At 65.2% G+C, this 12,964-nt stretch carries 10 protein-coding genes; 7 read left to right on the forward strand and 3 right to left on the reverse strand.

The genetic code is table 11. The annotated features are described in order from the left end of the window. Positions 1–16: 16 nt before the first annotated feature. Together ABD231_RS37980 and ABD231_RS37985 are read right to left on the reverse strand one after the other, a co-directional pair. Positions 17–616 (reverse strand): hypothetical protein, encoded by a 600-nt coding sequence (locus ABD231_RS37980; protein ID WP_344163814.1) that lies wholly within the window; start codon positions 614–616, stop codon positions 17–19. A gap of 17 nt (positions 617–633) precedes the next feature. Beyond that, the gene (locus ABD231_RS37985; RefSeq protein WP_344163817.1) at positions 634–1,149 is read right to left on the reverse strand and encodes a hypothetical protein; all 516 of its coding nucleotides are present in this window, start codon (positions 1,147–1,149) and stop codon (positions 634–636) included. A 111-nt stretch (positions 1,150–1,260) separates the two neighbouring features. Here ABD231_RS37985 and ABD231_RS37990 point away from each other — a divergent pair, with 111 nt between their 5' ends. The 6 genes from ABD231_RS37990 to ABD231_RS38015 all read left to right on the forward strand — a co-directional run bounded on the left by ABD231_RS37990 (position 1,261) and on the right by ABD231_RS38015 (position 9,996). Beyond that, positions 1,261–2,574 (forward strand): phospholipase D-like domain-containing protein, encoded by a 1,314-nt coding sequence (locus ABD231_RS37990; RefSeq protein ID WP_344163822.1) that lies wholly within the window; start codon positions 1,261–1,263, stop codon positions 2,572–2,574. 79 nt (positions 2,575–2,653) lie between these two features. Then, positions 2,654–4,861, forward strand: coding sequence for a glycoside hydrolase domain-containing protein (locus ABD231_RS37995; protein WP_344163825.1), 2,208 nt, complete (start codon positions 2,654–2,656; stop codon positions 4,859–4,861). After that, positions 4,858–6,138, forward strand: a complete 1,281-nt coding sequence (locus ABD231_RS38000) for a glycosyltransferase (RefSeq protein ID WP_344163828.1) — start codon at positions 4,858–4,860, stop codon at positions 6,136–6,138. Before ABD231_RS37995 ends, ABD231_RS38000 begins: the two co-directional genes overlap by 4 nt. A gap of 556 nt (positions 6,139–6,694) precedes the next feature. Next, complete coding sequence (locus ABD231_RS38005; protein ID WP_344163830.1) at positions 6,695–8,239, forward strand: glycoside hydrolase family 88 protein; 1,545 nt, start codon at positions 6,695–6,697, stop codon at positions 8,237–8,239. A gap of 114 nt (positions 8,240–8,353) precedes the next feature. Continuing rightward, a complete protein-coding gene (locus ABD231_RS38010) occupies positions 8,354–9,517 on the forward strand; it encodes a hypothetical protein (protein WP_344163833.1) in 1,164 nt (387 codons plus the stop codon). Then, entirely contained in the window at positions 9,514–9,996 is a 483-nt protein-coding gene (locus tag ABD231_RS38015) for a hypothetical protein (protein ID WP_344163836.1), read from the forward strand. Before ABD231_RS38010 ends, ABD231_RS38015 begins: the two co-directional genes overlap by 4 nt. 49 nt (positions 9,997–10,045) lie before the next feature. On the opposite strand, the gene ABD231_RS38020 is transcribed toward ABD231_RS38015, so the two are convergent. Beyond that, positions 10,046–10,999 carry a TauD/TfdA family dioxygenase gene (locus tag ABD231_RS38020; RefSeq protein WP_344163838.1) on the reverse strand — a complete coding sequence of 318 codons (954 nt, stop codon included), beginning with the start codon at positions 10,997–10,999 and terminating at the stop codon, positions 10,046–10,048. A gap of 68 nt (positions 11,000–11,067) precedes the next feature. On the opposite strand from ABD231_RS38020, the gene ABD231_RS38025 reads away from it, so the two are divergent. Next, positions 11,068–12,879 (forward strand): helix-turn-helix domain-containing protein, encoded by a 1,812-nt coding sequence (locus ABD231_RS38025; RefSeq protein ID WP_344163841.1) that lies wholly within the window; start codon positions 11,068–11,070, stop codon positions 12,877–12,879. Positions 12,880–12,964 lie beyond the last annotated feature (85 nt).

The following is a 12,964-nucleotide window of genomic DNA, read 5'->3' on the forward strand; positions in this document are numbered from 1 at the left end:
TGCTGAGCTCAGGCTGCTAGCAGGGCTTGACGCCGTCGATCATGTTGTTCAAGCCGGGGTAGCGCCCCAGATCAGGCTCCCGGTGCGGAGCGGTGCTGGTGAACCGCAACTGGAACTTGCCGCTCTTGTAGTTGTAGAACTTCGCCTTCGTGCCCTTCGTCTGGAAGTTCAGGTACGACGTCAGGCGGTCGTTCCATGCGGGCTTCAGCTTGCCGAGGTCGGTGAACTTGCAGTAGTACAGCGTCACCTTGTCGTGGTCGTAGAAGTCGCCCGCCCACAAGCACAGCCGCCCGCCGTTGCACCTTCGGTCCCCCGGGGCCTTGGCGCCCGGTACGGACAGGGTGACCTTGGCACTGCCGTCATCGGTCATGATCTCGTTGAAGCCGACCTGGTGCGCCCCGATCTGCATCTGCGCGAGCCTGGTGTCGATCGTGCGCTGCAACTGCCGCGCCTGCGTGGTGCTGAGTCCCGCGTCGCGAGCCTGCGTCGCGAACCGGGCCACCTCCGAGCCGGCCCGGTCGTTCAGCGGTGCCGCGGTTGCGGTCATCGTGCCGCTCACCGAGACTGCGATGGCCGACAGCGCCACCAGAAGTCGAGCCTTGTTCCTCGAACCCATTTCCTTGTCCCCTCGTGTCATTTGACGAGCCAGCCGAAGAAACGCTTGCAGTCGGCCGGTTTCACTCTGCGATGCGAGCTGATGCTGTTGCTCCAATTGCCCGCCTCCTCCTTGCCGTCGCCGTACATGTAGAGCTTGGTGACGTAATGCCCGGGCCGGACGCAGAACCGGTCACCCTCGTGGCTGTACTTCGTGCGTGTGTAGAACTCCACGGTCGCGTCACTGTGATTGATCAACGAGACGGTCAGATTGTCGAAGTGCTTGATCTGGCCCTCGCCGTCGTCGTAGTCGCCGTCCTTGTCCGAGTCGTCTTTGGCGCCATGACTGCCTTCGCACTTCGGCACCGCGTACAGATAGATGTGCTTGTCGCTACTCGGCAGGCTGTTCGCAGTCGCCCGGCAGTCCTTCTCGCGCGCCGCTTCGGCGCCGGCCGGGACGGCAGGCCGGCTCTCCGGCGTCATCGCGGCCGCCCCTGCGCCGCCCACCATCAGCGCGACTGTCGCCGCCGAGGTGAGCACCATTCGCGTGCCCATCACCACTCCCCTTTCTGGATTGCCGATTCCAGGACAGTAGGAGCCCTCGCTATAGGGCGGTTATCTCCGCGCGATAACCGGTGTATAGCCCGCTTGCCTAGCGTCGCCCGCATGAAACCTTCGGATCTGGTCAAAGGGCTCGTGGTCGCCGCGACGACCTACGCACTGGCGTTCGGCGGGGGTGCTCAGGCCGCCGGCACAGCACAGGAAAAGGAGAACAAGGCACCTGACAAACCCACGACGTTCGTCGACAACGATCCGAACGGCTCCACGAGCGAGCGCTACCGGATCCGCGACTACCTCGTGAACCTGATCAAGGGAGCCGAACTGGACTCCAAGATCACCATCGCGTCGTACCGGTTCGACGACTACGAGGTCGCGAAGGCCCTGATCGACAAGATCAAGACCAAACGCGTGACGGTCGAGGTGATTGTCGACGCCGCGCACGGCGACACGACGTCGTACCGGGAGGTCAAGAAGGCCGCGGACGAGAGCCGGCTGTCCTGGATCAAGTACTGCCCACGAGGGACGCCGTCCGACGGCAACAAGGCCACCGCGTGCATCGGGGACCACATCATGCACAACAAGTTCTACCTGTTCAGCAAGACCGGCGGAAAGTCGAACGTCGTCGTACAGACGAGCTCGAATCTCAGCGGCCCCTCCGGCCCGAACATGTGGAACACCGCGTTCACCGCGATGGGCGACGACGGGAAGTGGCTGTACGACAAGTACCAGGAGTACTTCTTCGATCTCAACTCCGAACGGAGGCGCGACGACCAGTACCAGCATTTCATCGACGACCACGGCCCGGTATCGAACGCGAAGTACAAGATGTATGTCTCGCCGCGCAAGGAGTCGAGTAGCACGGTCACCTTCGCGAACATCCTGAAGAACGTGAAGTGCGACGGCAACACGTCCGGCGGTACCGACGACGGGCACCGCACCATCGTGCGGGTGGCCGCGGCCCAGATCGCCAAGGGCGGTGGCGCGGCCGTCGCCGCCGAACTGTGGCGGCTCGACAACGAGGGCTGCTACGTCGACATCGTCGGCTCGAAGATCAGCCAGGCGAAGGACGGGCCACTGCGCGGCGGGCTGCTGCGCGCGCCGACCGGCAAGTTCCACGGACCTGAGGTCCGCGACTTCAGCAACAACCAGTGCGGCACGCACGAGAAGAACATCCTGATCGACGGCCACTACGCCGGGAATCCGAACCAGAAGGTTGTCTTCACCGGCAGCCACAACCTGAACCGGAAGTCACCCTGGCACAACGACGACGTGATCCTGCGGATCACCGACGCGGACGTCCACGAGAAGTTCAAGGAACACTTCTTCAAGGTCCGCGCCGCCGCGGCCGTCACCTGGCAGACGAGCAAGTACGAGACCACCGACCCGGACGACCTCGAATTCAACTGCAAGGCGTCGTAACCTCCGCGTCTCCTGCGGTCAACGCAGCGGAAATGTGTGCTTCTTACTTTGAGAGTCCACATCGGCCGCGCGTGAGGCGGTGAGTCCCCTGTACGAGCACGTTGACCCGTTCATCGGGACCGGCGCCACCGACCTGCCTACGCCGAAGGGCCTGGCAGGGACTTGGTGGTGGCCGAAGCCGCAGGTCGGCAATACGCACCCGGGTGCGACGCACCCCTTCGGGATGGTGTCGGCCTGCCCGTACTCCGGGGCCTATCCGACCGGCTACGGGTTGTACGACTTCAACACCGAGGGCGTGCCGAACCTGCTGTACGACCGCCCGGTCGCGTCCGGCTTCACTCATTTCCAGCAGTCCGGCACCGGCGCGATTCGCAAGTACTACAACTACTTCCGGGTCACGCCGATGCTCGGCCCGCTCGATGACCTGGGCACCACGTGGGACCTGTACGACGAGGTTGCCGAGCCCGGGTACTACGCGGCGACACTGGGCTCGGGGATCCGCTGCGAGGTGACGGTCGGCCCGAAGTCCGCCGTACACAGGTATACGTTCCCGGCGAATGATGCCGCCCGGATTGTCATCGACGCATCGACCGGCGGCCTGGCGATTCCGCGCAGCCAGACTGTGCCGCTGAAGGCGCACCTGGCGCTGCTGGAGCCGGGGGTAGCTCAGGGCGAGATCCATGTCGAGGGCGTGCCACTGGCCGTCCACCTGGAGGTCGACGCCCCGGGCTGGCGGCAGCTGCTGTGGTACGACCGGCGGCTGATGCCCGGCGGTACTCGCCTCGACTTCGACTACATCCGGCCGACCACCCTGCGGCCGTTCGGTCTGATGTTCATGGGGCCTTCGCGCGCCGAGCAGACAGTCGAGGTGCGGCTGGGGTTCTCCTTGCGTGGGTGTGAGGCGGCCCGCGCCAACCTTCATGCGGACGTCACGAGTTTCGGCGGGAGGCGCGAGAGCACGACAGTCAGCTGGCGCGACCACCTCGGCAAGGTGGAGATCAAGGCCGAGTCCGATGACCAGGCAACGATCTTCGGCACCGCGCTCTATCACTCGCTGATCAAGCCGTGCTTCGCGCCGGACGAGAGCCCGTCGTGGACAACCGACGGTCCGTACGCGTTCGACATCTGCACGATGTGGGACATCTACCGCACCCAACTGCCGCTGATGACCACGCTGTTCCCGGAACGTTCGGTCGCGCTCGCCAGCGCCTTCCTGTCGATTGCCGAGCAGGAGGGCAACCTGCCGATCGGCTACCGGATGGCCAAGGGTGCCGACCGCTTCTCGCGGCAGGGCAGCGCTCTTGCGCACACCTTCTTCGCCGACCTCTGCCAACTGGACCTGCCCGGTATCGACTGGGACTGGGCCATGGTGCATCTCGAGATGGACCTGCGCCGGACGTACGGCGAGGACTACCTGGTACACGGCGTTGCGCATCCGATCAGTCACACCCTCGACCTCGCGTACGCCTACCACTGCACCGCGGCCATCGCCCGGAAGGTGCGCGACCGGCCGCTGGCGCAGCAGATGCGCAACCACGCGCAGGGCTGGCGGGCGGCGTACGACTCGAACACGGGTCTGCTACGCGACTCGACGTTCTATGAGGGCGGTCGGTGGAACTACTCCTTCCGGCTGCTGCACGACATGCGGGCCCGGATCGCACTCGCCGGTGGCGACGAGGCGTTCGTGGGACTACTCGACCGGTTCTTCGGGTACGACGCCGTACCGGTCACGCAGCCCGGGGTGGCGCCGAGCGTGGCCGAGATGAACGCCGGGTACGAGTTGTCCCGGTTCGAGGGCTTGAACAACGAACCGGACTACGAGGCACCGTGGGCCTACCACTACGCCGGACGGCCGGATCGAACCGCAGAGGTCGTGCATGCCGCTGTCGCCAACCAGTTCGGCACCGGCCGCGGTGGGTTGCCGGGCAACGACGACTCGGGCGGGCTGTCTGCGTGGTACGTGTGGGCGACGCTCGGGCTGTTCCCGGTGGCTGGGCAGAACCTGTTCCTCGTCAGCGCGCCGGCCGTGGCCGAGTCCATGGTCCACCTGCCGTCCGGCGACCTGTCTATCACCACCGCAGGATTCGAACCGGTCGAGGCCGGCGGGCCGGTCTCCTACGTCCAGTCGATCGCGGTCAACGGCAAGACCCTCGAACGCCCCTGGATCTCCGGCCGCGAACTGCGACATATCCGCAACCTGCACATCGAACTCGGCCCCAAGCCTTCCGGTTGGGGCACCCGCGTCAGGCCACCATCCACATCCGACACCGCTGGAGGTGAGGCATGAAGTCCACCCGCCGCTTGGTCATTGTCGTCCGAGCAGACCCCGTGATCTGCGGGCACTCCGGTGAGGCCCGATGCCTCGCGGAAGTCGCGCTCACCCGCGGCTTCGACGACGTACGGATCGTCACCTGGCCCCTCGATGCGCTCGAGGCAGCCGGCCTCCCGTTGAAACCACTCGACGGTGTCCTCCCCTACAGCCCCGGCATCACCGTCGAGCGCCCCGATCCCGTCGGCGACTACCGCGTCCCCGACGGCCGCTACCTGTCCGGCCTCATCGGCCGCCTGGTCGAACTCTTCACCGACGGCGTCCCCACGGTGGCGATGTCGCTCTACCTGAGCCCGCACGCGATCGCCGTACAGGAAGCCGTCCAAGTGGCCCGCAGCATCGGCCCCGCCCAGGTCACCACCATCGCCGAGGCCGTCGGCTCCGACATCACCAACGTCGTACGCGAGTGCGTGAACACCGGCCGCTTCGGCGCCGCCGCACACATCCTGTCGGTCTACCTAGCAGCCGACCACTGCGTCGCCGTGTCGGAGTACACCCGCGACCTGATCGTGGCCTCGGCTGCGACGCTCGACGCCATGCACGGTACGACGTTCGCCCAGCGCTGCCGTGAGCGGATTGCCATCTCCTACCCGGCCGTCGATTCCTGGCCCTATCTGTCGCTCACCGACGACCGGATCACGGAAACCCTTACCAGCCGCGGCCTTTCACGCGACGGCTACGTCCTCTTCCTCTCCCGAATCGCCTCCGCCAAAGGCGTCGACGACCTGATCGACGCCTACGCCGGCTCCCGGTCAGCCGCACGCGTCCAACTCGTCCTAGCCGGCCGCGGCCCCCACGAAGCCGACGTACGCGCCCGCGTAACCGCCGCCGGCCTGGACGACCGCGTCCACATCCTCACCGACGTAGACGACGCCGAGAAGCCAGCCCTGATGGCCGGCAGCGCAGCCTTCGTCCTACCAACCCGCGAACAACCCGAGTTCGTCGAAACCTTCGGCATCGCCCTAGTCGAAAAGGCCCTGGCCGGCGGCGGCCCCATCATCACCTGCCCCACCGGCGGCGTCCCCGAAGCCGTCGGCGACACCGCCCAACTAGTCCCACCCCGAGACCCAGTTGCCCTACGCAACGTCCTGGACGAGATCGTCTGCGACTGGACCCCCAACCAACGAACAGCAGCCGAAGACCGAGCCCGAGCCCACGCCCTACAGTTCGACCGAACCCAAGTCTTCGACCGCCTCTTCGCCCTCACCACCCCACCCGCCGTACCCGTCGCCTGACCCCGGGCCCGCTGACCGCGCCATTCAGGTTCCGGAGACACGTAGCCGCGGCGCCGGTCCCTCGCCGTACCGGTGCTGCACCGTCACGCTTTGATCCACCGATTCCCGGGGGTGAGCGCACCACGCGGTGGCCGTGAACAAGTTATGCCCTGTTCACGGCCACCACTTCCTGTTCACACCCCAGGGACATGTACTCCACCGACAGGGAGTCAGACCGGTCGGCGGCTCCCGCGTCGTCCACCTGCGCCGACCTGATCCTCCGAAGAACAGGAGGTAGTCGTATACGTAGGTCGCGACGCCAGCGGGGAGTTGCCGGGCAAGCGACGTCACGGCCGTACACCTCCTGTCCTTCGGCAGGAGGGTCGCCCGACGATGCCGATCACTTAGTTGCACTAGGCAATGGACTGTCGCGTGTCTCGAGGACCTGGCGTCGGTCGGCCGGAAGTACATCTACGCGAAGGGCTTGACTAATACGCATTAGCGCCTTGACGCGATGTAGCGCGCCAGTCACAGTCGAGACGTCCAACTCTGACCGCCCCCGGTTTTGGAGCTCGAGATGCCTGCACAAACACTGCGCCGTGCCCTGGCGACGCTCTTGTCCCTCTCCGTCCTGATCACCCCTTCGCTCCCCTCGGCTGACGCCTCGCCGGCTGCTGCGACGACGCGGTACGAGGCGGAGTTGGCGACGTACTCGGCCGGTAGCTCGGTCGACACCAACCACACCGGCTTCTCCGGCACCGGCTTCGTCAATACCGGCAACGCAGTCGGCAGCTACGTGCAGTGGACCGTCAACCGCTCGCAAGCCGGCCCCGCCACCCTGGTCTTCGGTCACGCCAACGGCACGAGCGCCATCCGCTCCGTAGACATCACCGTCAACGGCATTGTGGTCGCGAAGGGCGTCCCATACCCGTCAACCGGCGGCTGGACGCTCTGGAAGACGCGCGTGACCACCGCGAATCTTCGCGCCGGTTCGAACACCGTCCGCGCCACAGCGACCACCGTCGACGGCACAGCGAACCTGGACTACCTAGACGTCACTGCGGCCGCGACGGACTGGTCGAAAGCCATGGTCGACTCGACCATGGCGCGGTACACGCCGACATCACTTGGCGGTTGGTCGTATCCCGTCGGCCTCTACCTCTACGGGCAGTACCTGGTCTACCAGCGCACCCATGAGGCGAAGTACCTCACGTACATCAAGTCCTGGGTCGACAGGTTCGTCGATGCGTCCGGGAACATCAACAACAGCTTCAACGACTTGGACAGCATGCTCTCCGGCCGCCTCCTCGTCCTGCTCCACCACGAAACCGGCGACAACCGCTACAAAGTTGCCGCCGGCAAGATTCGCACCCGCCTCAACGCCTACCCCCGCACCACCGACGGCGGCTTCTGGCACGCCGCCACCTACCGCCAGCACCAACTCTGGGGCGACGGCGTCTTCATGGTCGACCCCTTCCTCGCCGAATACGGCCGCGAGTTCGGCGACTCGACGTACACATCGAGGGAGACCGTCGACCAGCTGTTGACGTACGCGAAACACCTCCAGCAGTCCAACGGACTCCTACGCCACGCGTACGACGAGGCTCGCGCCCAGACCTGGGCCGATCCGACCACGGGGCTCGCGCCGGAGGTCTGGTGCCGAGCCGAGGGCTGGTACGGAATGGCGGTCATCGACGTACTCGAAGCAGTACCGGCCAACCAACCCCGCCGAGCCGACCTGATCGCCGTACTGCGGAAGCTTGTCGCCGGCTATGCGCGGTATCAGGACCCGAAGACCGGCCGCTGGTTCCAGGTCGTCGACGAAGGCAGCCGCACCGACAACTGGACCGAAACCTCCTGCTCGTCGATGTACACCTTCACCATCTCCCGCGCCGTACAGCGCGGCTACATCGACCCGTCCTACAAAACAACCGCCACCCGCGGCTACCAGGGAGTCCTGGCCACAATCTCCCTAGGCAACGACAGCCGCACCTACCTCAACGACATCAGCGTCGGCACCAACGTCGGCAACTACCAGTACTACATCGACCGAGCCCGAGCCACCAACGACCTCCACGGCCTCGGCGCCTTCCTCATCATGAACGAACAACTCCGAAGCTGACGCGGCCGACCGGCCGACCCAGCCCGATAGGTTGTCACACGAAGTGCCCCTAGCATGATGATGCCAGGTAGGCGACGTGGCGCCGGGAGTGCGGAGAATGACTTCATGGGCTGGATGACCGAAGCGCCTGTGCGGGCGCTGCTCGACGGCGTACTTCCACCGGCAGAGGGCGGCTACGCCGCGCTGGTGTTCGTCGTATCCAGAGAGGAAGGCGACGGCCTGCTCCACCGACGGCACCTGAGCGAGTGGCCGAGTATTCACGATCTGACCGGGCGCCATATCGCGGTGATCACCCCGGATCCGGAGAGGTCCGTACCCATCAGCAGAGGCGTCGCCGTACGGGGTGTTGCACTGTTCGCCGGCGATCATCACACGTTCGTGGAGCCCGGGGAACGCAGACGCTACGCCCCAGGCAGATTTGCGTCGACCCTGCCGATGACTGTTGATCGGCACTCGCGGGCTGTCAGCTCCGTCGCGACCGAACTGCAGGAGTACTTCGGTATCGCCGAGGACTTCCTGCCCTGTGCAGTGATCGTCTGCACCAGGGAGCGCCAGGCGGTCGCAGTCCGGCTGGACCGGCAGGTGACCGTCTATGGACTACTGAAGACTGTGAAGTCGTGGCTTGATCCTGAGCTGGCTCGCTTCGCCCACGCATCAGCACAACTCGAGGCCTGCGCCGACGAGTTGGGTCCGGCCGCCGCCGAGCTCGCTGAGGCCAACCGCCGTGCCCGTTCATGGTTCAAGGCGACTCGCGAACACCGGGAGTGGCTCGAACAGCGGGAGCAAGTGGCTGGCGAACTGGAGACGCTCGCCACCGATGTCACTGCGGAGACGGCCGCCTTGTGCCGTCAGCTAGCCGCCGCCCTTCGCCTGGATCAGGCGTGCGACGACCACGACATCAAGATCGCAGAGACACTGTTCGAGACTCTGCACGGCCGGACCGGCCAGCTGTCTGCCCGCAACCGCCGGTCACTCCTACGGCGGTTGCGTCGTGCCGTCATCAGCGAAGCCCCGCAAGTGCCGGCGCAGCCAGACGACGACCTTTCCTCTCTCACAGAGCGCGCTTCGCGGACCAAGTCGGCGTACGACGATCAGCTCTCGCGGTGGACCGAGTTGCGAAACCTCGACGTACATGACGCAATGAGATCCGCGGTCGGCAAACTCGGCCTGGAGGAAGCACCGACCGCCCTGCTCGAGTGGCGGCGACTTCGATGGCCGATCACCGCCTTCGCCCCACGACCGCAGTCCGGGCCGTCGATCCGGATGGGCCGCGGATGAGCGCCAGCACCTATCGCGCGCTGCTCGCCGACCAGCTGACCGACGAACGCGCGAAGAAGAACTCGCTCGAACAACGCGGAATCGCGGTCATCTCCACCTCCGGAACCCTCGTCACGATCACCTTGGGCTTCGTCGCCCTGGCCACCCGGAGCCAGAACTACGTGCTCGGTACGACGGTCGTGGTGCTACTGGTAGCGGCCCTCATCGGACTGGTCCTGGCCGCCGGCACCGGCCTCGTCGTCAACCTGCCGACTCGTGTCCCCGTCATCGACCCGAACGACCTCATCTCCACCGGCGAAGACGACGACCCAGAGTCTGCACGGGCCGAGCGCGAGGTACTCAGCGCCCTCGTCACCGAGCTACGACGAGTGAACGGACACCGAGCCCGGACGTTGTTCGCCGCACTGCTGATCGAGGTGGCCGCTCTGACGGTCATGGCCGTCGCCGTGGTCGTGACGTTGGCACCCATGACGAACTGATTGTGCGGGCTACCCCTCTCCGCGACTCGTGCAGCGCCCCGTCCGGCCGTCAGCTGTAGCGGCTGCCGACGGCTCGGCCGTTGTCCAGCCGTGCGTAGCGAGACTTGGCCAGGTCGTTGGTGACGAAGCTTCGAACGACGAATCTGTCGCCGCCGTCGAAACGAGGGTGGAAAGGCGACCTGCCGTGCACCGCCCGGTTGTTGTCCACCAACAAGATGTCACCAGGTTTGAGGACATGGTGATTGCGATGGGTTCGGTAGATTCTCAGCACCCTCTCGAAGGCAGCGTCCGCCTCCGGCGTGCGGCCGGCCATGAGGTCTTGGTCGAAGACGATGTACGGATCCCCTGCCGCACCACTGATGATCGGCATCGGTCCGCGGACGTCACCGTCATCGAACTGCTGGCCACCGACCCGGAACGACTCGTCGACCCCGGTCATCCACAGTCGTTCCCGAAGTACTGCGAGGTCGGCACCACTGATGTGCGCACTGACCTGTTTCGCGGTCAGGGTGTACGTCCTTGCATCGGGATCTCCACGCAGGCAGGCGAGACTGATGTAGTCGGGCTTCAGAGCGCTGAACGCCTGTTCTGTGTGAAGTTCCAGCTCAGTCAGCGAGCTCAGACTGGTCTGGGTCCGGGCGGCCGCGCGAGCCGGCACCATGTCCTGGAAGAGCCTGCCGGAGCCTTCGGCCTCATAAGCGATCAGGTGACCGAGCGACTCCCCGAACATCGCTTGAACGCGCGCGAGCAGTGTGGCCTCACCGACGTGTTGTTTGTTGTCTTCAGGTGTCGCAGGAATCCGTCCCAACGGGATGCCTTCGATCAGCAGGGTGCCGGTGTCGCTGCCCCAACGGCCAAAGCTGTGCAGCGCATGATGCACTCGCTCGGGAAGTTGCTGCGCAGCGCGCCGCGCGGCGACACAGTACAGCTCAGGCTGCCCTGTCGGATCGAGGTGCAGTGAGCGAGCCAGCAGCGCAGTCTGCCGCTGCTCTGCGAGAGTCAAGGTAAGCACTCCGGGAACTACCTGAGACTGATGTTTTTCCACAAGCGATTGCATTATCGTGACCTCCAATGGCGCCGGCGATCCTGTCGCGAGGCATTTGCCTCAGGGTGAAGGCAAGTACGCGCCCGCGCCCGCCGTTTGCATCACTCGTCCAGCGATGCAATGCCCGCCGCGAGAGTTCGAATTCGAGCTACAGTCCGCAGGGACTGGGCCCCGGCTCCGCTCGCTGGTATCCATGGAGAGTGGGGGCAGGGTGGGACAGTACGCCGGTCGTCGCGGATGGGACTCGTTATCGCAGCCGCGACCGCTTGGCCTGGATACTGCGTGCGAATCGTGCGTATGCAAGCGCCATCGACTTCCGCAGCCTCCAAACGTTTGCACGAGGTTTCGCCGGTGGTTCCCGGTCCGGAACCATCAGCGCCAGCCAAGTAAGCCGGTGGGAAACAGGACAGTCCCGGATCAGCGCGGAGGTATTCGCTCGATACGAGGAGATGCTCGGACTGCAGCCGGCACTACTCTCCAGCCTCGCCCATGCATTGCTGCGGTACTCCGGATCTCGAGTCGGTGCGACAGCCCTGGAAAAGGCGCAGGTACTGTCCGAAGACGATGTCCACGATCGTCTCGACATTCTGCTTGATCTGCTGCTGTCAAACGCTCACATGAGTGGTTCGACGTGGGACGAGTTGTCGTACCACCTGATCACGCACCCGTCGATCTTCCTGCCGCGTGGCGTGTGGGTGGCCATGACCGAGCGCTTGCTGTCGGAGGTGATCATTGCCGAAGGCATCGCTTGGTTTCAGCGCTTCGAGGCTCTCAGCCGGATCATGGGCCATCCCCGCGGTCAACAAGCAGCTATCGCCGCCTGCGTCGCACTCGCCAATGACCCGACCAATCAGGTGTTCATGGAGCCCCTGTCCGTCCTCGACTGCACTCGCCACCGCGATGCAAACGGGCATATCAAATCGCAGCTGATCAATCCGACCAACAGTCAGGCCCTGCGTGGCGCATTGCTGGCCACCGTACGCAAAGTTCGCGATCATCACTTCGACGACAGTGACCTGACCTACCTGTTCGACATCCTCGTACAGCATGTGTCGGATGAGAGCAGCCACCTGAGTGCACGTCCGTTGGCGAGCGAAATCCTTCGCATGATGCCGGCCGAAGTGACATCGCACCGGAGTCGAGCCCTCGAACGAGCACTACGCGACGACCGCGTTCTGAGCCAGGTACTGCGATCGGGTCGGATTGCCCAGGCTCACGTCACTGCCGCCACGGTCAACCGTGTCTGCGCTGCGGCGATCGGCTCGATGTCAGGCGACCTGCCGACCGTGAAGCTGGAGAGTGTCCTGGCCGCCCTCGTGGACGAGATGCTGCACAGCCCGATCAGCGACATCCGCCTGATGGCCGCCCAGACCATCGCAGCAACACCCTTCCGGTATCCAGTCGCAGACGGCCTGATGCTGGAGCTGAGCAACCGGGAGACAGTCGCATCACCTGTCCTCGGAACAGCGATACTCGGCGCGCTGCCGTTCGTCGGCCGAGCCAAACACCGCCTGATCGTGGAACGGCTGGCTCTGCACGGCCGGCTGCCGACCGACATCGCGAACGCTGCTGTGTGGGCCTACGCACACATGGAAGGACGCGGCCGTACGACGTTCTGGCAACAAGCCCTCACGGCACACCTGGCGGCGTCGCGAAGTACCCCCAGCCGCCTCGCGGACCAAACCCTGAGCGGTCTCATCTACGGACTTGGCGTGGAGAATCGCCGAGACATCCTGGCACCGATCTCCAACGACCCCCGCTATCCCGTCGCCGCTCGCAAAGCGGCAGTCTGGTGGCTCGGCATATCTCAGCACAGAAGAGCCAGCGCTAGGACCTGAATGCCTGCTCCGACGCCTCGTTGATCAAGGCCACAATCGTCCTGCCCGGCGGGAACGCACCACGCCCGACCTGGTCGAGAAGTGC

Origin of the sequence: Kribbella yunnanensis (assembly GCF_039529655.1) — a bacterium.
Taxonomy (GTDB): domain Bacteria; phylum Actinomycetota; class Actinomycetes; order Propionibacteriales; family Kribbellaceae; genus Kribbella; species Kribbella yunnanensis.